A 21,249-nucleotide genomic window follows, 5' to 3' on the forward strand; every position below is an offset into this window, starting at 1 on the left:
GCCCAGCATTGGTGCGAATAACATAGCGATGGGACTAGCCAGCAGGGTAAGGGCGCCTATTGTAGAGCGAGGTAGGCTGGGCATCCAAACTGTGAGGAGGTCAACATTTGTCATGTTGCGGGCGTGGGAGCGCGCGAGGATAATGCGCGGCTGAAATCAATGCACAGTTATTACCGCGCCAACGCGCGCCACAAAAGGAATGAGACCCGTGACGGAACGCAAGAGACCACGCCCGGACGACTATTTCAAGGATTGGAAAGAGCGCGAGGCGCTGGCTGAAGACATCATCCCCCTGGTGGGGCGTCTGGCCCGTGAAAAGAACGTCAAATGCTTTTGCTACGACCGCTCCCTGGTAAATACCTCGGTACTGGAGCTCATGAAAACGCATCGTTACGTCCGACAGGTGGAGGGGAACGAGCTGTCTGAGCGCGAAACCCATCCCGTACTGAGCGCGATGAGCAAACTGGACTTAGGTCCAGCGCACATTGATGTCGGCCGTCTGGCGGTAAATTACTACGACAAGAATCATGGCGAGGGTCTGAGTGTTGACGAGTATGTGCGTGAGCAGCTCAGCTACCTCCTCGAGAGCGATAACTCCGCAGTTCAGGAACCAGTTGATGTGGTTCTCTACGGTTTTGGTCGCATCGGTCGACTGGTTGCGAGGATTCTTATCGATAAGGCTGCGGGCGGCGAAGCTTTCCGTCTGCGTGCGATTGTTGTGCGAAAGGGCAAGGCGCCCAACGACATTGAGAAACGCGCAAGTCTTTTGCGTCGGGATTCTGTTCACGGTGCCTTCAAGGGAACGATTCGTGTCGATGAAGAGCGGCAAAGCTTTGTTGCCAATGGCAACGAGGTCCGGGTCATTTATGCCAGCTCGCCGGACACAATCGATTACACAGAGTACGGAATCGACAATGCGATCATTATCGATAACACCGGTGTATGGCGCGATGAAGAGGGCCTCTCTCAGCATCTAAAATCCAAGGGTGCGGCGAAGGTGATTTTGACGGCGCCGGGCAAAGGCGATATCAAAAACATCGTAGCCGGCATAAACAGTAACGACATCGCGGCAGGCGACAGCATTATTTCTGCCGCATCGTGTACAACCAATGCCATTGTTCCGCCGTTGAAGGCGATCGATGACAAATTTGGGATTCTGCATGGTCACGTAGAGACCGTCCACGCGTATACCAATGACCAGAATCTCATCGATAATTATCATAAAGCCGATCGTCGGGGCCGCAGTGCACCGCTGAACATGGTAATTACTGAGACTGGCGCAGCAAAGGCGGTGGCTAAAGTACTGCCGCAGCTCTCAGGAAAGCTCACGGGCAATGCAATTCGGGTACCTACACCCAACGTGTCTATGGCTATTTTGAACCTGACACTCAGAGACGAGACGGACGCTGAGACTCTGAACGAGTACATGCGTCATATGGCCCTGCATTCAAGCATGCGACGCCAGATTGACTACTCGAACTCCCCGGAGGTGGTGTCTTCTGACTTTGTCGGATCGCGAACGGCTTGTGTTTATGACGCTCAAGCGACAATCGTGAGTGGAAATCAGGCTGTTATGTACCTTTGGTATGACAACGAGTTTGGATATAGCTGCCAGGTATACCGCGTAATGGAGCGTATGGCGGGGGTTAACTACGCCGTCTATCCCAAACAAGCCTGAATCTTGGAGGTCTCGGCGAGTTTTCGAGACTTCTGTCTTTACGACTTCTGCAAATAGGTCGTTACTTCAGTAGCGGGAGTACCCGACGCTTCGCTATAATGCGCGCGGCCTGAAGCCGGTTCGTGGGGGAGCGAAGCGAGTCGGTAAGTCATTCAAGGTCAGTACGGGCGCAAAACTTGGTTTTTTTGCACGCCTAGTGCCGACCCATTCGCTTGAAACACAACGACAATCCAGGCGGATTACATGATTAAAATTTCCCGAGGGCTTGATATCCCTCTTGAGGGTGCGCCCGAGCAGAGCATTTCTGACGCGCCCGATGCACGTGCTGTTGCCGTGCTTGGTGCCGATTACGTTGGTATGAAGCCAACAATGGCCGTACAGGTCGGTGATCGTGTCCAATGCGGACAGATACTCTTCAGCTGTAAGAAGACCGAAGGAGTGCACTATACGGCTCCTGCATCGGGGATCGTTTCAGCGATCAATCGTGGTGCCAAGCGCGTTTTAGAATCGGTAGTCATCGATGTTGAAGGCGATGATGCCGTTGCGTTCACGGCTTATTCTGCGGAAGAAGCCCGCGCATTAGGTGCCCGAGACGTAAGAGAGCAGCTTTTGAACTCTGGTCAGTGGGCGGCGCTACGTACCCGTCCATTCAGTGCTGTACCTGCTCCTGATCATCAGCCTGCGGGCATTTTCGTGACAGCCATGGATACACATCCCCTGGCGGCAAACCCAGCGGTAGTGATCAGCGAGCAGTCGGACGCTTTTTCCTTAGGTCTTGATCTTCTGGCTGGCCAGACTGCAGGTTCGTTGTACCTGTGTACAGCGCCGCAGGCAGGGATTTCTGGGGGAACTGCGAGCAATATCCAGCAGGAAGATTTCGCGGGACCGCATCCGGCCGGTTTGCCGGGGACTCACGTACATCATCTCTTTGGCGCAAGTCCCGAGCGGGTCGTGTGGACCGTGGGTTATCAGGATGTCATCGCCATCGGGCGTTTGTTTCTCGATGGTCGTCTCTGGACTGAACGCGTCGTATCCCTTGCGGGGCCTCAAGTGGAGGCTCCTCGGCTTCTGCGCACTCGCATCGGTGTGGATTTGGAAGCTCTGGTTGCGGGACAACTGGCAGCTGGGGAGAACCGGATTATCTCCGGTTCTGTGCTAGGCGGACGCAAGGTGGCGGGTGCTACAGCGTATCTCGGGCGTTATCACGCTCAGGTCACGGTTCTTCAAGAAGGGCGGGAACGGGAGTTTCTGCACTACTTGAGGGCAGGAACTAAGAAGCACTCCAGCCTCGGTATTTACCTAAGCAGTTTCTTTGGTCGTAAGCCGTTGGCAATGACGACATCAACCAATGGTAGCGAGCGCGCGATGGTGCCTGTCGGTGCTTACGAGCGCATCATGCCGCTGGATATTTTGCCCACGCAGCTTCTTCGCTCATTGATCGTCGGCGATACCGAAACAGCGCAGGCTCTCGGTTGTCTGGAGCTTGACGAAGAAGATCTTGCTCTGTGCACTTACGTCTGTCCTGGTAAGTACGAATATGGGCCTATCCTTCGGGATAACCTGACACGCATTGAGAAGGAGGGTTAAGTCGTGGCTTTACGTAAATGGCTTGACGGCGTTGAACACCACTTTCAGGACGGCGGACGTTACCAAAACTTCTATCCGCTCTATGAAGCTGTGGACACTATTTTCTATAAACCATCGACGGTAACGCACACCACTGCGCATGTACGCGATGGCATAGACCTAAAACGCATCATGATCACCGTATGGCTCGCTGCGTTTCCCGCGATGTTCTACGGCATGTACAACCTGGGCTTTCAGGCGAACGAGATTCTTGCGGTTACCGGCGGTAGCGTTGACGGGTGGCGTGGTTCATTGATCGCCTCTTTTGGTGGTAATGATTCCTCGAATATCTGGCACAACATGTGGTTCGGTGCTTTGTACTTCCTGCCCATTTATGCCGTGACCTTTGCCGTCGGTGGTTTTTGGGAAGTGCTCTTTGCGGTCAAGCGAGGCCACGAGATTAACGAAGGATTCTTTGTTACTTCGATTCTCTTCGCGTTGATCTGCCCTCCGGATTTGCCGCTTTGGCAGGCCGCTCTGGGTATTAGCTTCGGTATCGTAATTGGTAAAGAAGTGTTCGGGGGCACGGGAAAGAACTTCCTGAACCCAGCACTTACTGGTCGTGCTTTCCTGTATTTTGCTTACCCAGCACAGTTGTCTGGAGATGCTGTCTGGACTGCAGTGGACGGATACAGCGGCGCCACACCACTTGGTATGGTCGCTTCTGAAGGCATGGCCGCGATGCAGGCCCAGTATACGTGGATTGACGCTTTCATCGGCTCGATTCCAGGGTCTATCGGTGAAACTTCAACGCTCATGGTCATGATTGGCGGCGCAATTTTGCTTCTGACCAAAATCGCTTCTTGGCGAGTTGTGGCCGGCGTGTTCCTCGGAATGTTTCTGTTCTCGTCGTTCCTGAACATGGTGGGGTCTGACACCAATCCAGCGTTCTCCATGCCTTGGTACTGGCATATGGTCGTTGGTGGCTTTGCTTTCGGTATGTTTTTTATGGCAACAGACCCAGTGTCAGCGGCCATGACGGATAACGGTCGCTGGGCCTACGGTATTTTGATTGGCGTGATGGCAGTGCTCATTCGGGTTATAAATCCCGCGTTCCCCGAGGGGATCATGTTGGCGATCCTGTTCGCGAATTTGTTTGCACCGCTGTTTGACCACTTTGCGGTTCAGGCGAACATCAAAAGGAGACTTGCCCGTGGCTAGTAACGACGGTATCGGCAAAATCCTCGGTGTCGCCCTGGCGCTGTGTATTGTGTGCTCGGTTATTGTATCCACCGCTGCGGTGGTGCTGAAGCCAGCGCAGGAGGCGAATAAGAGTCTCGATCGAAAGCGGAACATTCTTCAGGCAGCAGGCATGCTTGAAGAGGGGCGCAGTGTCGATGAGCAATTTGCGGTGGTGGAAGAACGCTTTGTGGACCTTGCGAGTGGCGAGTTTACCGACACGGTGTCTTCAGGGTATGACCAGCGAGCGGCTGCCAAGGATCCCAGCCTTTCTCGGGATGTTCCGGGTGACGAAGATATTGCCAAGGTTGGCCGTCAGGCCTCTGTGGCCCAGGTCTATTTGGTGCGCGGTGAAGCGGGTGGTTACGAAAAAATCATTCTGCCTGTGCATGGATATGGCCTGTGGTCGACGCTCTACGGCTTCCTCGCGTTAGAGTCGGACGGCAATACGGTAGCTGGACTGGGCTTCTACGATCACGGCGAAACTCCCGGACTCGGCGGTGAGGTCGATAACCCGCGATGGAAGGCTCTCTGGCCGGGAAAGAAAGTCTATCGCGATGGTCAAGTAGAACTCAGTCTCACCAAAGGCGCCGTCGATCCGTCTAACGCGAATGCGGACTGGATGGTCGACGGCCTGTCTGGCGCAACACTGACGAGCCGCGGTGTTACCAACCTTATTGATTTTTGGCTGGGTGATGCGGGTTTCGCTCCCTTCCTTGAAAACCTCAAAAACGGGGAGGCTTGATCATGGACGCCGTTAAAGACACGCTTGCGGGCCCAATCTTCAAAAACAATCCGATTGCGCTGCAGATATTAGGTATCTGCTCTGCTCTTGCGGTGACCTCGTCACTTAAAGTCACCTTGGTGATGTGTATCGCCCTGACCTTGGTAACCGCGTTTTCGAATTTGTTTATTTCGTCGATCCGACACCACATCCCGGGAAGCATTCGAATCATAGTCCAGATGACGATTATTGCGTCTCTGGTGATTTTGGTAGACGAGGTCTTAAAAGCCGTCGCCTATGACATTAGCAAACAGCTGTCGGTGTTTGTGGGACTGATCATTACCAACTGTATTGTGATGGGACGCGCTGAAGCCTACGCCATGAAGAACCCGCCAGTCGCGAGTTTCATGGATGGTATTGGTAATGGTCTTGGTTATTCAGTGGTGCTGATATTTGTCGCGGTTATTCGCGAGCTCTTCGGCGCGGGTAAACTGTTTGGCTTTGAAATCCTTCCGCTGGTCACCGAGGGCGGGTGGTACAACCCCAACGGTCTGCTGTTGCTGCCGCCCAGCGCATTTTTCCTGATAGGCCTGTTTATCTGGATTCTTCGTTCCGCTGACGCAAAGCAGGTTGAAGAGCCGGACTTCCGTATGGCGAAACACACCGTAGCGGAGGAGAGCGTCTAATGGAATATTACCTCGGCCTGTTTGTGCGGGCGATTTTCATCGAAAACATGGCGCTGTCTGTGTTCCTGGGCATGTGTACTTTTCTTGCGGTATCTAAGAAGGTCAGTGCTGCTATCGGTCTCGGAGTTGCTGTGGTTGTTGTACTGACGATCACCGTTCCGGTAAACAACCTGATCTACAACTACCTGTTGGCCGATGGAGCTTTGGCCTGGGCGGGTCTACCCGACGTGGATTTGAGCTTTTTGGGGCTGTTGTCTTACATCGGTGTTATTGCCGCCCTCGTGCAGATCCTAGAGATGTTTCTAGATAAGTACGTGCCTGCTTTGTACAACGCGCTGGGCGTGTTTCTGCCGCTGATTACCGTGAACTGCGCAATCCTCGGAGCCTCTCTGCTGATGGTCGAACGTGACTACAATTTCGGTGAGAGTGTGGTTTTCGGTGCCGGTGCAGGCGTCGGCTGGGCGCTGGCGATTGTTGCCTTGGCAGGCATTCGCGAGAAGCTTAAATACAGCGATGTCCCTGATGGCTTGCAGGGGCTCGGCATTACCTTTATCACTGTAGGACTGATGTCCCTGGGCTTTATGGCCTTGGGTGGCATCGATCTCTGAGGCACATTCATGGATATGACAATCGTATACGGCGTTGGCATGTTTACCGCGATGATTCTCGCGCTGGTAGGCATCATTCTTTATGCGCGAACGCTTCTGGTCAGCAGTGGTGATGTAACTATTGAAATCAACGGTGAGCGCAACATCACCGTACCGGCGGGTGGCAAATTGCTGCAGACCCTTTCGGAAGCAAATGTGTTTCTGGCCTCGGCCTGCGGTGGCGGTGGTACCTGCGCCCAGTGCAAGTGCATTGTGAATGAAGGGGGTGGCTCTATGCTGCCCACCGAGGAATCTCACTTCACGCGTCGCGACGCATCCGATGGGTGGCGACTTTCCTGCCAAACCGCTGTGAAGCAGGACATGAAGATCCAGGTACCTGAAGAGGTATTTGGGGTTAAGCAGTGGGAGTGCACCGTAGAGAGTAACCCCAATGTGGCAACCTTCATTAAAGAGCTGACATTGCGTTTGCCTGAAGGCGAGAGTGTTGATTTCCGGGCCGGTGGTTATGTCCAGCTCGAGTGCCCGCCGCATTTAGTCAATTATAGTGATTTTGACGTAGACGAGGAGTATCGCGGGGACTGGGAGCGCTTTGGGTTCTTTAAGATGTCGTCGCAGGTAGATGACACGGTAATTCGCGCGTACTCCATGGCTAACTACCCGGAGGAAAAGGGCGTAGTTAAGTTCAATATCCGGATTGCCACACCACCTCCTGGCAGTGAAGGGATTGCTCCTGGGCAGATGTCGTCTTGGGTATTTGGATTGAAGCCTGGTGACAAAGTGACGGTGTACGGTCCCTTTGGCGAGTTCTTTGCGAAAGACACTGATGCTGAAATGGTGTTTATTGGTGGTGGCGCGGGTATGGCACCCATGCGATCTCACATCTTTGATCAGCTGAAGCGTCTGGGTAGCAAGCGGAAGATTTCTTTTTGGTACGGCGCTCGATCTCTGCGCGAGATGTTTTACGTGGAAGATTACGACGGCCTTGCGGCGGATAACGAGAACTTCGACTGGCATGTCGCTCTGTCTGATCCGCAGCCGGAAGATAACTGGGATGGCCTGACGGGCTTTATCCATAATGTCCTCTTTGAGGAATACCTGAAAGATCATCCTGCACCAGAGGACTGCGAGTACTACATGTGTGGTCCGCCAATGATGAACGCGGCTGTGATCAAGATGCTCACCGATTTGGGTGTCGAGCCAGAAAACATCATGCTGGATGATTTCGGCGGGTAACAGCCGCGAAAGCATTGAAAGATGCGAAAGAACTGAAAGATCCGCGGGCTCAATTCTGAGCCTGCTTGCGGTAAGCCTTATGCCCCCAAACCTGAAAAACATAATTGTCGTCCTTCTGGCGGTGATGCTGGTATCGTCGTGCGAGCGTGGGCCCCGGCGAGAAGTCCTTAACGGCGCCACCATGGGTACGACCTGGTCAGTGATCTACCGCTCGCCGAATACTGATGGCAAAGGGATCAGCCCAGAAGACCTACAGGTACTTATAGAGACTGAGCTCGTAGCCATTAATCAGGCCCTATCTACCTACATTCCTGACTCCGAAATTTCGCGACTGAATCGTGCCGCCGGCGAAACCCCCGTGGTTCTCTCACCTCGCCTTACCAAGGTTCTGAATGCCGCTTTTGCGATAGGTGAGAAGACCGAGGGTGCCTATGACGTCACCGTGGGGCCGTTGATCGAGCTGTGGGGTTTCGGTGCCCAGTTTCGGGAGTCCGAGCCGCCCAGCAATGCCGATATTCACTCGGCCATGGCGTCAGTCGGTGCCCATCGCCTAAGTTTGGATGCGTCAGCGTCAACGCTCAGTAGACCCGCTGGGGTGGCAGTCGACCTGTCATCTATTGCCAAGGGTTATGCCGTCGACCAGTTACATGAATTGCTGCTGGCTCAAGGGATCGTAGACAGTCTCGTGGAGATTGGCGGCGAGCTTCGCGCGTCGGGAGAGCGTCCGGAGGGCGGTCCATGGCGCCTCGCCGTAGAGTCGCCAGATCCGTCCAGGGCTCGATTCATCGAGGCCCTGAGTGTAAGTAACGCCGCCGTCGCGACATCCGGAGACTACCGTAACTATTTCGAATACGAGGGGCGAAGATACTCTCACCTTGTCGATCCGCGAACGGGTTATCCCGTGGCTCATGAATTGGTGTCAGTGACCGTCATTGCTGGTCACTGCATGGTAGCTGACGCTTGGGCGACTGCTTTACTGGTACTTGGTCTTGATGGGGCTATTGAGCTGGCCGAGAGCGAAGGTTTAGCCGCGCACTTTGTTTCTCGGGGAGAAGAAGGGCTTGAGGTACACTATACCGAGCTGTTTGATGCCTATCGGCAAAATACACAGACCAAGGAAGAGCCCACAGGGTAAGCTTTCCGGCGCAAGGCGCCACTGACGTCACACTGGAGTTGTTATGGTTTTTGTTCTCGCATTCCTGGTTATGGGCTTGATTATGGCTGGTATGGCCATTGGTGCCATGGCGGGTCGTGGGCCGCTTAAGGGCTCCTGCGGAGGGCTGTCAGCTGTGGGCATAGAAGGGCGCTGCGAAATTTGCGGTGATGACCCGAGCCTTTGCGAAGAGCAGACTCAGGGTTCTATTCAAAACGCGACCAACGAGAGCGAAGCGCGATTTTACGACGCCAGTAAGTAACACAGCTGTAGAATTTGATTCATGGCCTCCTATACACGGTTTTTGGGGCTACGCTACGGCTTTAGTCGACAACGTTCGCGCTTCACCGCGCTGGTGTCTCTGGCCTCGATGCTCGGCATGATGCTCGGTGTCGCCAGTCTGATTACCGTGCTTTCGGTGATGAACGGGTTTGGGGGAGAGTTGCGAGGCCGTATTCTTGCACTTGTTCCCCATGCCTATGTGGAGTTGCATCCCAAAGAGCAGCAGGCCGCGGCGGATCAGAAAACCGACACGACCGCGGAGTTGTCCGCGGGCCTCCTATCTCACCCTGATGTCCTCGCAGTAGCGCCATTTGTACGTGAGACGGTCCTTTTTTCAGGGCCCTATCGCCAGCAGGGAGCATCGCTTACAGGGATCGATGTCGAGAAACAGTCGGGTTTGACGGCGCTTGATGAGTTTTTACTCGCAGGAAGCCTTGACGATTTAAATACAGACTTCACAGTTATCCTGGGAGCCGCCCTCGCGCGAATGTTGGGGGTGATTCCGGGGGATGAGATACGCATTGTCCTCCCGCAAGTGAGTACGACCCCCCTGGGTTTGTTTCCTAGGTCCCGCTTGCTGAGGGTTGTTGGATTGTTCGAAGTCGGTGCTCAACAAGATGCGCTATTGGCCTATGTATCGCTCAACACAGCGAATCGCCTGTTAAAGAGTGGCGGTACTCGAGGGGTGCAGCTTCGCACTAGCGACCTAATGACCGCTCCGAATCTGAGTCATTCCTTAGAGAACGAGATTAATGGCCTCGGCGTGTATCGACCCTGGAGTGAAACTCAGGGCTCGCTCTTTCGGGCGATTCGTATGGAGAAGATCACCGTAAGTATCCTGCTTCTTAGCGTTGTGCTTGTCGCCGCGTTTAATGTTGTTTCCACCCTGGTGATGGCCGTGACCGAGAAGCGCAGAGATATTGCGGTGCTTCGCACCATGGGTGCCACGCCCATTGGTATTTCGAAGATTTTTCTTACTCAGGGTTTGGCGCTTGCGCTATTGGGGGTGTGGGCGGGTACGGTAGTCGGGGTACTACTGTCGATTTATGTCGCAGACGTAGTGGATTTTTTTGAACGGCTTTTCGACGCGAGGATTTTTGATCCGTCGGTCTATTTTATTTCTCGATTGCCGTCGCAGCTGATGTGGGGCGATGTGCTCGTTGTAGGTGTCGCGGCTACTTTGCTGAGCGTGATAGCGGCGATTTACCCGGCTTGGCGAGCCAGTCGAATAGCCCCTGCTGAGGTTCTCCGTTATGAGTGATTCACTGGCGCTAAACTGCCGTAACGTGCACAAGAGTTATGAGGACGGGCGGTCCCGCGTGACGGTGCTGCGCGGTGTTGATTTTGCGCTCGAGGAAGGCGAAAAGGTCGCCATTATCGGGTCTTCGGGGTCAGGAAAGTCGACGCTTTTGAATCTTCTTGGTGGGCTCGATCATGTGTCCGAGGGTGAAGTCGCCCTTGCGGGCAAAGTGCTGGCTCCAATGTCCGAAAGCCAACTGGCGGGTTGGCGAAATTTGCATCTGGGGTTTGTGTACCAGTTTCACCACTTACTTCCGGAGTTCTCTGCTCTGGAGAACGTGGCGATGCCCCAATTGATTGCCGGTGTGTCGCGCCGAGAGGCGCACGATAAAGCAGCTGCGATGCTCGAAGAGGTTGGACTGAGTACTCGGAGTACCCATCGACCTGGGCAATTGTCCGGAGGAGAGCGGCAGAGGGTGGCTATTGCTCGAAGCCTCATCAACAACCCCCGCTGCGTTTTAATGGATGAGCCCACAGGTAACCTGGATCCGGAAGCCGCGGAGCAGGTGTTAGAACTGATCGATAAGCTCCGTGAAAAGCATAGCGCCTTCGTTGTTGTCACCCACGATCTTAGCGTAGCGCACCGCATGCAAAGGGTACTGCGACTCACGGACGGACGACTGGAAGCTGCTCCGTGACACTTTGGGAAACGCTGCGAATAGCGCTGCGCTATACCCTGGCATTTGGGAGGGGGCATCTCTCTGTGTTCATGGCGGGAGTGTCGATGACGGGCCTGATTCTCGGCACAGCCCTGTTGCTCACGGTGCTTTCGGTGATGAACGGTTTTGAGCGGGAAATGCGTGAGCGTATCCTGGCTTTGGTACCTCATGTAACTGTACATACCCCCGCTGATGGTGGCGAAGAGTACAGCCTGCGTGAACGTCTGGAAGCCTTACCTTCGGTGCTATCAGTTTCCCCATTCGTCAGCTTTGACGGGATGGCTATTCGCGGTCGAGATGTCGTTGCGATTTCTGGATTGGGGCTGGAATCAATGCCAGCACCGCTTCCCGGTATTATCGAGCTGCCGAAGCTTGAAACCTTGTCCGGCGTAGTGCTGGGGGATTCGGTTGCGCAGCGCTTGGGTGCAGAAGCAGGGGACAGCATTACCGTTATCGTTCCACCTCGCGGTGGAAGAAACCGCACAGCCATCGGTACCCAACGTATTGCGGTTGCGGCAGTGGTAGATACAGGTACAGAACTCGACGAAACCTTGAGTTTGATGTCTCTCAAACAGGCTTCGATGCTTGCCGGCATCGGTAGGGGCGACCAGCAGGGCATCAGCGGTTTGCAGCTGCGCTACGAGGACCCTTTCGCAGTGGAGCTATTGCTGTCCCAGTTACGCCGGGAGTTGCCGCCGGGAAGTTACGCCACCACCTGGCGTATGACCCACGGAAACCTTTATGCGGCGATTCAGCTGTCCCGCGATTTAGTGGTGTTGTTGCTGACGTCAATAATTGGGGTGGCGGCGTTCAACGTTGTCTCGGCTCTGGTGCTGATCGTGATTGACCAGCGTGGAGCAATCGCAATTATGCGAACCCTGGGCGCGACCCCAGCTAATATGGCATCTGTGTTTATTGCACAAGGTTTGATCATTGGCATCATTGGCTCTGCAATCGGCTGTGCCCTGGGGGCGGCACTGTGCACTGCACTACCCGGGATTGTGGCGAGTCTTGAGCGAGGTTTAGGTTTCCAGTTCCTGAGTACCGACGTCTACCCGGTATCGTTTATCCCCGTCGACTTGCGGGGCGGCGACGTGTTGCTCATCGCAAGTGTGGCAATTGTCATGTGTGTGCTTGCGGCTTTGTACCCGGCAATTCGCGCTGCGCGTCTTCAGCCAGCCAATGTCTTACATCAGGATCTTTGAGAGCGACGTTTTTTGCGCTTCTTCCACTGTCTGGCAACACGGATGCGCCACAGTACGTTGACCACAAAGTAGCCCAGGCTTCCAAAAAATAAACCGCAAAGCAGGCAGCCTGCCACCAGTGGTCGCCATACACGGAGCAGCTCTTCTTCAACCCACTGGATGCTTAAGGCGAACTCTATTTCTTTTATCGGGACGTCAATAATCAGCGCGCCTACCTGATACGCAAGATAGAAAATCGCTGGCACCGTGAGGGGATTGGTTATCCAAACCAGGCCTACGGAAATTGGCAGATTGCACCTGAGCATGACCGCGCCTAAGGCCGCTAGAAGCATCTGGCCGGGTACAGGTATGAACGCTAGAAAGAGGCCTACAAAGAAGGCCATTGAGGCGGAATATCGATTGATGTGCCAAAGATTGCTGGCGTAGACCCACTCACCAAGAATATTCAGGGTGCCATGTTTTCTGAGCCTGGCGGGCGAGGGCATCAGCGATTTTAGAGTTTTTCGCGGCATTCTCAGTTGATCACAAATGCTGTTCGATGAAACGCAAATGCTGTTTGTTGAAAAGAGTTGTCGTGCTTCACTAGAACACCGGCCAAGTAGCGGAAGACTCCCGAATTGTGCGCGACATTATGCCGTTCGAAGCGCAGCGATGGTAGCGCCGTATGCACTATTGCCTCCTTCGTTGTTAGCGGGAGTTTTGGTGTTGCAATTACCGGAATTGCCGACGGTTGAACAGGCACTACTTGGGCTGGCAATGGTCACTGGCGCTGTTTCTTGCGGGATCTTGAGCCTTGTATCGCGCCGACTTTGCTCAAGCGGAATTGGAGCCGGACGATATTCTTTCAACGGGTATTTGTTCGCTGCTTTTGCTGCGTGCTGTATCTGTGCGAGCTTAGTACTGGTTCACGCCGCTGCGTGGCAGGAACGGCTTGTATCACCGCTTTGTGAGGGTAAGAAGCTTGCCGTAGTTGGGACGATTGATGGGTTGGTAGGGTTGCTTCCTGGGCCGAGGCCAGTGTTTCGGTTTGATTTGCGCGTGCGTCGTATCGTTCCCTCCAGCTGCGGGGGGCCTAGACGCCTGAGAATGTACTTGGACCCCAGTCAACTGATGATGGATGAGCTGAGAGTAGGGCGCTCTCCAGAGTCAGAGATTTTAAACGTGCCGTCAGTTTTACTGCCGGGTGCGACCATAGAGTTCGAAGCACGTCTCCGCCGTCCTTGGGGGTTGGTTAATCCCGCGGCTCAGCAGGGTGAGTTGTTTTATCTGGCATCAGGTATTCACGGTGTGGGGTCTGTAAGTCATCTCTCATTTATGTTTAGTGAGCAGGGGCGCTCCCTCAGTCTCGGGCACGCGATTGATCGCTTGCGTCATGCCGTCTCATCTGCAATTCAACAGCAGGTTCCAGGAGATGTAGGCGCGTTATTGTCAGCACTAGCCGTAGGTGACCGGAGAGCTATGACTAGCGATGCCTGGAGTCGTTTGCGTCTTTTTGGTTTGACGCATCTGATGGTCATCTCGGGAATGCATGTCACACTACTAGCAATTCCCGGATGGTATCTGGGGATGGGCCTTTCACGCACGCTGAGTTCGTTTAGAGGGGCGGGGCGCGGCGTTCCACAGATAGCCCCCTTCGGCGCCCTCGTGTTTGCCGGTGCTTACGCATTGATCTCAGGGTTTGCCTTGCCCGCGCAACGCGCGCTTCTTACCCTCGGTTTCGTGATGTTGCCCAAGCTAGTGGGTCGAACTACGAATTCAGGCTGGTCTTTCCCTATCGCAGTGTTCGGCCTTTTCGCTCTTAACCCTCTGAGTATCTTAACCCCGGGCTTTTGGCTTAGTGTAGGCGCAGTGACGCTGCTTCTTTGGTTTACGGCCTGGCGGGGCAGCACTGCGTGGCTTCGCAGCCTTTGGAGTTCTCAGGGCTACATGATTCTGGCAATGATTCCTCTAAGTCTCTTTTGGTTTCAGGAGTCCAGCAGTATCGGAGGAGTTATCAATCTAGTCGCCGTACCTCTCGTAACGTTCTTGGTCGTGCCGCTACTTTTGAGCGCCATTGCTCTGGCTCCTCTGTTTCCCGATATTGGGTCTGGATTACTGAATTCAGCGGCTATTTTGCTGGGATTCATGTGGTCTGGCATGTCGCACTGGGAGCCAGTAGTAGGCCGGGTGAGTCTGCTGCAGCAGAGCCCCGGTGAGCTTACGCTTTTTATGCTAATGCTCGCTGTGGTTTTGTGGATGCTTCCGAAGTTCCGCGGCCGGTTCCTTGTGATTGCACTACTGACTTCTCCCGTCGCTGTTACATCCCGGGTGACAGGTAGTGGCGTAGACATTACGTTCTTTGACGTAGGGCAGGGCACCGCGGTGCTAGTGCGTCAGGGAAGAAACGCGCTGCTCTACGACACTGGCGGCGGTCACTCGGCGGAGTCGTCAGCTGCAAATAGGGCTATTTTGCCGATGTTTCAGTCACAGGGAATCAATGTGCTGGACACCTTGGTAATCAGTCACCCTGATAATGACCACGACGGGGGGGAGTCTGCGATATCCGAGCGCACGCCACCAAAGCAAATCAGGCGGGGCCTCGCGGCGAAAGAGAGCGAGGCGTGCAGGTTGGGCGAAACGACCAATTTTGGTGAGTCAGTAACTCTTCGCTTCCTATCACAGAGTCTGGCGCGCGACAGTGACAACAATGCCTCCTGCGTTTTGCTGGTGATGGTTTTTGGCAAACGCCTTCTTCTGGCAGGTGATATTGCTTCACCGCGTGAACGGGAGCTTTTGAGTTACTGGGGCGCGCAGACACGGGCTGACGTACTGCTCTCAACGCATCATGGCTCTGCCGGGTCAAACAGTCTGCTCTGGCTGCGATCAGTGTCTCCCAGCTTGATGGTTGTGACGGCGGGACGCGCCAACCGCTTTGGGCATCCTGCGCGAAGGGTCGTCGATGATGCACAGGCGTCTGGCGTTACCGTAATAAACACCGCTACCCACGGGGCGGTGACCCTAAGAATCTCCCCTGAAGGAAGGATTCAGTGCAGGGCCTCTCGGCATCGCTGGGCGCCATTTTGGCGGCGGGGTGAATTTACTCGTAATTGCCTTCCTCCCTGAAGGTTCATCCGCGGTTATAATCAGACCCTTAGCCAGAGGAGCCTGACAGTGCTGGAACTAATCACCGCCGGCGGTTTGTTGATGATCATCATCATAGCCTGCTCGGTCGTCGCCATTGCTATCTGCATTGAAAGAACCTACGTGTTAAATCGTCGTCGAATTGCGCCGCCGCACTTACTTGCGAATGTCTGGAAACAGCTTAAGGCGGGTGAGCTTGATGCGACGAAATTACGTAATCTTCGAGACTCATCTCCCCTCGGAAGGATCTTGGCAGCAGGACTTGCGAACGCACATCATGGCCGCGATGTCATGAAGGAGAGCATCGAAGAGGCAGCCGGCCACGTAGTTCATGATCTTGAAAGATACTTAAACACCCTTGGTACGATCGCGGCTATCGCCCCGCTATTGGGTTTATTGGGTACGGTAGTGGGCATGATCAGAGTGTTTGCCGAAATTATGTCTCAAGGCACGGGTAACGCCAGCGCGCTTGCAGGCGGTATCTCCGAAGCGCTGATTACTACCGCTGCGGGCCTCTGCGTCGCGATCCCAGCCCTCGTAATGCACAGGTATTTTAGCGGGCGTATCGATGGCATTGTTATTGAGCTCGAGCAGCAAACCATTAAGTTGGTTGATGCACTGCATGCGCGGGAAGAGGGGCGCGATTCGGCGTGAAGTTTCGCCGTCAAAGCCGCGAAGAGCTCAACGTTAATCTGACGCCATTGATCGACGTGGTGTTCCTGTTGCTGATCTTCTTCATGGTGTCGACTACCTTTACCCGTGAAACTCAGCTATCGGTGGATCTGCCCGAGGCGACTGGCCTAGTGCGTGACGAGGTTAAGAAGCAAGTAGAGATTCTTATTGACGAAGCCGGAAATTATCGGGTTAACGGGCGAGCACTGGTTGATACGAGCATGCGAACATTACAGGCCGCGGTTTACAAAGTGTCTGAGGGCGATACGACTCTTCCGCTGGTGATATCTGCCGATGCACAGGCCGCGCATGAATCTGTGGTTAGAGCCATGGATGCGGCAGGGCAAATGGGATTTAGCCGACTGAGCATAGCGTCCGTTCAGCCTACACCGCAGGCGCAGTGATTCTGATGTTTGACCGATTTGCACTGGCAGTAGAGCGCGCTTGGTTTCAACCGCCTAAGCTATTGCTCCTCCTATTACCCCTTGAATGGCTCTTTGCCGGTGTCACGGCCCTGCGGCGAGCGGCGTACCGTAAGGGTTGGTTTGCAAGCGGGCATCCCGGGGTACCCGTGATTGTGGTGGGTAACATTTCTGTTGGAGGCACGGGGAAGACCCCCGTAGTTATCGGGATTGTGCGGGCATTGGTAGACAGGGATTTGCGTGTTGCAGTGGTCAGCAGAGGTTATGGCGGTTCGGGAAAAGGAGTGATTCCTGTCAGCGCCGACAGTGATTACCGAGTGGTTGGGGATGAGGCCTTACTGATGGCGCAAAGTACCTCTGCAAAGGTGGTTGTTGCCAAGGATCGCTTAGCAGCAGCTAGGTATGCAGCTAATCAGGGCGTAGATGTCATCGTTTCAGATGACGGTCTTCAGCACTACGCATTGGGTCGTGATGTTGAAGTAGTTACCAGTGATGCAAAAACGGGGTTTGGGAATGGTCACCTGCTACCCGTAGGGCCCCTTCGAGAACCTAGGCGACGTCTTGCGAGCGTGGATTTCTTTTTACTGCGTGGTGGCCAGGATCCGCACTCGGGGACCGCGTATAAGGCCTTACAGTTTAGACGTCTTTCTAATGGCGAAACCCGAAGCATTGGTGCCCCGGGCTTTGGTCCTAAAGTACATGCAGTCGCTGCGATAGCTCAGCCCCAAAGGTTTTTTGATAGCCTGCGAGAACTCGGGCTTACGCCGGTGGAGCACCGGTTTGTTGATCACCGGGCGTACCAAGTTGACGACTTTGAATCATTAAGCGATTTGCCCATTGTTATGACGTCAAAGGATGCGGTGAAGTGTCCTAACGAGCTTGAGGTGGATGCCTGGGTTTTGGATATGGAAATTGAGTTCCCTGAGGGTTTTGTGAATCAGCTGGTCGATCGCTCAGGTTTGGCTAAAAAGAACACCGGGCAGAAAAGCGAGGATCGAAGGTGAGTTTTGTCGTTGTAATACCGGCCCGCTACGCGTCCACCCGTTTGCCTGGTAAGCCTCTCTCGGACATTGCCGGAAAGACAATGGTTCAACACGTGTGGGAGCGTGCTCAAACCTCCGCAGCCAGCCAGGTGGTTATCGCGACCGATGATGAGCGAATCCACGACGCGTGTTCGGCCTTTGGAGCGCAGTGCTTAATGACGCGCCCCGATCACGCCAGCGGCACTGACCGATTGGCAGAAGTCGTCGACCAGCTGTCTCTTAGGGATGATCAGATTGTGGTGAATGTGCAGGGCGATGAACCCTTGATTCCCTCCGTGACCATCGATCAAGTTGCATCGAATCTAGCAAAAAACGCATCGGCGAGCATTGCAACGCTTTGCGAGGCGATCACCGATGTCGATGTGCTTTGTGACCCCAACGCCGTCAAAGTTGTCTTTGATGTAAATGGCCGGGGGCTCTACTTCAGTCGTGCAACGATTCCCTGGCCGAGAGATTATCAGTGGGAGTCCGGCGTAATGCCTGACGGCGAGTGGTTCAGGCATATTGGCCTCTATGGTTACAGGGCAGGTTTTCTTAAGCGTTATACCCAGTGGGATTCGGCGCCTATGGAGCAAAGAGAGTCTCTAGAACAGCTTCGAGCACTTTACAACGGCGAGGAGATACACGTGGAAGTCGCCTGCGCGCCAGTCCCGGGTGGGATAGATACACCGGAAGATCTCGCTAGGGTTCGGGAGCATTTTGTGCGGCTGCAGGCATCTGTGAAGACGAGTGGGTAATTTGCAGGATCAGGATTTGTCCTCCAGGATTGTAAATACCCTCGCTTTGCCCTGTGTGGCGCACAGACTTTTTGAGGTCTCGGGGATAGAGGATGTGCGTCCCGCGATTGACTGGAGTCAGGCCTCAGGCCTGCCTTTATGCGCATTGGGTGCTGGTAGCAACGTGGTGCTTCCCCCCGAGTTAGCAGCAGGCGTTGTCAAAGTCTGTGACGAGTCAGTCTCTGTCCTCAGCGAGACTACAGACACAGTCACACTGCGTGTTGGAGCCGGCAAAGGCTGGCACTCTCTTGTTAGTGAGACCCTCCAAAGCGGCTTCTATGGATTTGAGAATCTCGCGCTGATCCCAGGTCTTGTGGGCGCGGCTCCTGTACAAAACATCGGTGCCTACGGTCGTGAGCTCAACGAGTTCGTCGTGGCCGTACACGGCGTCAGTCTGCACAGTGGAGAGCCGCGAAGCCTGAGCGCTGAGGAGTGCAAATTTGCCTATCGCGACAGCATATTCAAGCACGAGCTTCGAGATCAGTTCTTGATCACCCACGTCGACCTTTGCCTCGGCAAAGTGCCTGTGGTGAACGTCGACTATCCCGCTCTTCGCTCTAGCTTAGGTGACGGAGAGCGCTCACCGCTGGCCGTTTTTGAGGCGGTGGTAGCACTCCGCAGAAAGCGTTTGCCGAACCCGGATGAGTCTCCTAACGCCGGCAGCTTTTTTAAGAATCCGATCTTGTCCGCCGAGCAATTAGAAGAGCTTCAGTCTATCGAGCCAGAGGTGCCCGTCTATTCAGTAGCCAACGAGCAGTTCAAAGTACCTGCCGCTTGGCTAATAGAAAGAGCGGGGCTCCGTGGCTTTTCTATGGGGCCGGCGTCTATCTCTGAACAGCATGCCTTGGTGTTAGTGACAGATGGCAAGGCTTATCAGGCTGATGTTCGAGAGCTGGCCAAGCATGTGCAGAAGGTTGTGATAGAGCGTTTTACCGTGATGCTCGAACCGGAGCCACGCTTCTATGACTGAACCAAAGTCCATGACTGAACCAAAGTCCATGACTGAACCAAAATCAACATTGGTTTCCCAGGCTCGGTCTGAGAAGGACGACTTTGACTCTGAAGCGTTTCTTAAAACCCTGACTTCGCGCTGTGGCGTGTATCAGATGTATGACGCTGGTGGAGAGCTGCTGTATGTTGGCAAAGCTCGCAATCTGAAGAACCGGGTGAGCAGCTATTTTAGGAATAGTGGCCTCAACGCAAAGACCGTCGCATTGGTTATGCGGATTCGCGATATTCAGGTCACGGTGACGTCCACAGAAGCTGATGCGCTGCTTCTGGAACACAACCTCATAAAGACTCATAAGCCGCCTTACAATATTTTGCTTAGGGACGATAAGTCCTATCCCTATATCTTTCTTTCCAGTGAGGATGAGTTTCCTCGTTTGACCGTGCATCGTGGCCGAAAGCGCAAAAAAGGTCGGTATTTTGGACCGTATCCGAGTGCCGGGGCAGTGCGGCAGTCCATGCACTTTTTGCAGAAGGTTTTTAAAGTGCGGCAGTGCGAGGACAGCTATTTCCGCAATCGCTCAAGGCCTTGTTTGCAACATCAAATCGATCGGTGCACTGCACCCTGCGTTGATCTGGTGTCGCCGGAGGAGTATGCCGAGCAGGTCGAGAAAACCGAGCTTTTTCTTTTGGGGAAGTCTCGTGAACTACAGGTGCGCCTTGCCGATGATATGGAGCAGGCGGCTGCGGAATTGGCCTATGAAAAGGCTGCGACTCTGCGGGATCAGATTCAACATTTGCAGCAAGTTCAGAATACCCAGGGCATAGAAGGCGGTCACGGCGATCTCGATGTCGTCGCGGCGGCGATGGAGGGCGGTCAGTGCTGCTTGCAAGTACTCTTTGTACGTGACGCCAGGGTTTTAGGTAGTAAATCCTTCTATCCGAAGTTGCGATTGGAGAGCACCGAGGCAGAGGTTCTGGAGGCTTTTTTGCCACAGTTTTATCTCAGCGGTGAGCAGCGTGTGCCTCCGGAGTTGATCCTCAGTCACGTGCCCGATAACGCCGCCACTCTCGCGGAGGTCTTTAGCGATCGGGCAGGGCGGAAGGTTGTACTGCGGGAGCGTGTCAGGGAAACCAGGGCGCGCTGGCTGCAGTTGGCGGCGCAAACAGCGGAGACCAACCTCATCGCCCATCTCGCGGGAAAGCAAACCGTTCAGGAGCGACTGCAAATGCTGCAGGAAACCCTGGAGATGGAAGTGCATCCGCAACGTATAGAGTGCTTCGATATTAGTCACAGCAGTGGAGAGGCGACCGTGGCGTCCTGCGTTGTGTTCGATGGGAATGGTGCACGGAAGTCTGATTATCGTCGATTCAACATTGACGGCATTGAGGGTGGAGACGATTACGCTGCAATGCATCAGGCATTAACACGGCGTTTTCGACGATTAAGAGATGAGGGGGCGACGCTTCCGGACATATTACTCATTGATGGCGGCAAAGGGCAGGTGACGCAAGCCTTGGACGTACTTACGGAGCTGCAGGTGTCAGCTGTGGAAGTCGTAGGCGTTGCAAAAGGCACCACACGCAAGGCCGGTTTCGAGACGCTCATACTTGGAGACAGTGGGCGGGAGCTGCAATTGGCTTCTGATAACCCCGCTCTTCATCTGATACAGCAGATACGGGATGAGGCTCATCGCTTTGCGATCACGGGACACCGCAATCGCAGAGACAAGCAGCGGAAACAAAGTTCCTTGGAGTCCATCGCGGGGGTCGGCGCCAAGCGGCGAAGAGAGCTTTTACGCCATTTTGGGAGTGCCGCCGCTGTGGAAAATGCAAGTGTCGAAGAGCTTCGAAAGATCTCGGGTATCAGTGCTAACATGGCTCAGACTATTTATGATCACCTGCACGGCGTGGCCGATTGAAATCTTGAGAATGA

The 21,249-nt window shown here is 54.4% G+C and carries 20 protein-coding genes; 19 read left to right on the forward strand and 1 reads right to left on the reverse strand.

Features of this window, described 5'->3' with window-relative positions:
- Positions 1–199: 199 nt before the first annotated feature.
- The 12 genes from R0137_RS10830 to R0137_RS10885 all read left to right on the forward strand — a co-directional run bounded on the left by R0137_RS10830 (position 200) and on the right by R0137_RS10885 (position 12,332).
- Entirely contained in the window at positions 200–1,678 is a 1,479-nt protein-coding gene (locus R0137_RS10830) for a glyceraldehyde-3-phosphate dehydrogenase (RefSeq protein ID WP_407326433.1), read from the forward strand.
- 243 nt (positions 1,679–1,921) lie between these two features.
- A complete protein-coding gene (locus tag R0137_RS10835; protein ID WP_407326434.1) occupies positions 1,922–3,265 on the forward strand; it encodes a Na(+)-translocating NADH-quinone reductase subunit A in 1,344 nt (447 codons plus the stop codon).
- Positions 3,266–3,268: 3 nt separating this feature from the next.
- Entirely contained in the window at positions 3,269–4,465 is a 1,197-nt protein-coding gene (locus tag R0137_RS10840) for an NADH:ubiquinone reductase (Na(+)-transporting) subunit B (RefSeq protein WP_407326435.1), read from the forward strand.
- A complete protein-coding gene (locus tag R0137_RS10845; RefSeq protein ID WP_407326436.1) occupies positions 4,458–5,228 on the forward strand; it encodes a Na(+)-translocating NADH-quinone reductase subunit C in 771 nt (256 codons plus the stop codon). The genes R0137_RS10840 and R0137_RS10845 overlap by 8 nt, the downstream gene beginning before the upstream one ends.
- A 2-nt stretch (positions 5,229–5,230) precedes the next feature.
- Complete coding sequence (locus R0137_RS10850) at positions 5,231–5,893, forward strand: NADH:ubiquinone reductase (Na(+)-transporting) subunit D (RefSeq protein ID WP_405272950.1); 663 nt, start codon at positions 5,231–5,233, stop codon at positions 5,891–5,893.
- The gene (nqrE, locus tag R0137_RS10855) at positions 5,893–6,501 is read left to right on the forward strand and encodes an NADH:ubiquinone reductase (Na(+)-transporting) subunit E (RefSeq protein WP_405272948.1); all 609 of its coding nucleotides are present in this window, start codon (positions 5,893–5,895) and stop codon (positions 6,499–6,501) included. The genes R0137_RS10850 and nqrE overlap by 1 nt, the downstream gene beginning before the upstream one ends.
- Positions 6,502–6,510: 9 nt before the next feature.
- Entirely contained in the window at positions 6,511–7,734 is a 1,224-nt protein-coding gene (gene nqrF / locus R0137_RS10860; RefSeq protein ID WP_407326437.1) for an NADH:ubiquinone reductase (Na(+)-transporting) subunit F, read from the forward strand.
- A 79-nt stretch (positions 7,735–7,813) separates the two neighbouring features.
- A complete protein-coding gene (locus R0137_RS10865) occupies positions 7,814–8,869 on the forward strand; it encodes an FAD:protein FMN transferase (protein ID WP_407326438.1) in 1,056 nt (351 codons plus the stop codon).
- A gap of 43 nt (positions 8,870–8,912) precedes the next feature.
- On the forward strand, positions 8,913–9,149 hold the full coding sequence (gene nqrM, locus R0137_RS10870) for a (Na+)-NQR maturation NqrM (protein WP_407326439.1): 237 nt from the start codon (positions 8,913–8,915) through the stop codon (positions 9,147–9,149).
- A gap of 21 nt (positions 9,150–9,170) precedes the next feature.
- Positions 9,171–10,430 (forward strand): lipoprotein-releasing ABC transporter permease subunit, encoded by a 1,260-nt coding sequence (locus tag R0137_RS10875; RefSeq protein ID WP_407326440.1) that lies wholly within the window; start codon positions 9,171–9,173, stop codon positions 10,428–10,430.
- Positions 10,423–11,106, forward strand: coding sequence for a lipoprotein-releasing ABC transporter ATP-binding protein LolD (gene lolD / locus R0137_RS10880; protein WP_407326441.1), 684 nt, complete (start codon positions 10,423–10,425; stop codon positions 11,104–11,106). Before R0137_RS10875 ends, lolD begins: the two co-directional genes overlap by 8 nt.
- On the forward strand, positions 11,103–12,332 hold the full coding sequence (locus R0137_RS10885; protein WP_407326442.1) for an FtsX-like permease family protein: 1,230 nt from the start codon (positions 11,103–11,105) through the stop codon (positions 12,330–12,332). The genes lolD and R0137_RS10885 overlap by 4 nt, the downstream gene beginning before the upstream one ends.
- Here R0137_RS10885 and R0137_RS10890 read toward each other — a convergent pair.
- Positions 12,320–12,817, reverse strand: coding sequence for a DUF2062 domain-containing protein (locus R0137_RS10890; RefSeq protein WP_407326443.1), 498 nt, complete (start codon positions 12,815–12,817; stop codon positions 12,320–12,322). The genes R0137_RS10885 and R0137_RS10890 overlap by 13 nt on opposite strands.
- 607 nt (positions 12,818–13,424) lie before the next feature.
- Here R0137_RS10890 and R0137_RS10895 point away from each other — a divergent pair.
- From R0137_RS10895 to uvrC, 7 genes are read left to right on the forward strand one after another with little or no spacing between them, the layout of a single operon-like run.
- Entirely contained in the window at positions 13,425–15,434 is a 2,010-nt protein-coding gene (locus R0137_RS10895; RefSeq protein ID WP_407326444.1) for a DNA internalization-related competence protein ComEC/Rec2, read from the forward strand.
- 48 nt (positions 15,435–15,482) lie between these two features.
- Entirely contained in the window at positions 15,483–16,106 is a 624-nt protein-coding gene (locus R0137_RS10900; RefSeq protein ID WP_405270500.1) for a MotA/TolQ/ExbB proton channel family protein, read from the forward strand.
- Positions 16,103–16,528 carry an ExbD/TolR family protein gene (locus R0137_RS10905; RefSeq protein ID WP_407326445.1) on the forward strand — a complete coding sequence of 142 codons (426 nt, stop codon included), beginning with the start codon at positions 16,103–16,105 and terminating at the stop codon, positions 16,526–16,528. Before R0137_RS10900 ends, R0137_RS10905 begins: the two co-directional genes overlap by 4 nt.
- A gap of 5 nt (positions 16,529–16,533) precedes the next feature.
- A complete protein-coding gene (lpxK, locus tag R0137_RS10910; RefSeq protein ID WP_407326446.1) occupies positions 16,534–17,550 on the forward strand; it encodes a tetraacyldisaccharide 4'-kinase in 1,017 nt (338 codons plus the stop codon).
- The gene (gene kdsB / locus R0137_RS10915; protein WP_407326447.1) at positions 17,547–18,326 is read left to right on the forward strand and encodes a 3-deoxy-manno-octulosonate cytidylyltransferase; all 780 of its coding nucleotides are present in this window, start codon (positions 17,547–17,549) and stop codon (positions 18,324–18,326) included. The genes lpxK and kdsB overlap by 4 nt, the downstream gene beginning before the upstream one ends.
- Before the next feature lie 16 nt (positions 18,327–18,342).
- A complete protein-coding gene (gene murB / locus R0137_RS10920; RefSeq protein ID WP_407326448.1) occupies positions 18,343–19,335 on the forward strand; it encodes a UDP-N-acetylmuramate dehydrogenase in 993 nt (330 codons plus the stop codon).
- A 28-nt stretch (positions 19,336–19,363) separates the two neighbouring features.
- Positions 19,364–21,235, forward strand: coding sequence for an excinuclease ABC subunit UvrC (gene uvrC, locus R0137_RS10925; protein ID WP_407330010.1), 1,872 nt, complete (start codon positions 19,364–19,366; stop codon positions 21,233–21,235).
- Positions 21,236–21,249 lie beyond the last annotated feature (14 nt).

The organism is Congregibacter brevis (genome assembly GCF_045689245.1).
GTDB classification, from domain to species: domain Bacteria; phylum Pseudomonadota; class Gammaproteobacteria; order Pseudomonadales; family Halieaceae; genus Congregibacter; species Congregibacter brevis.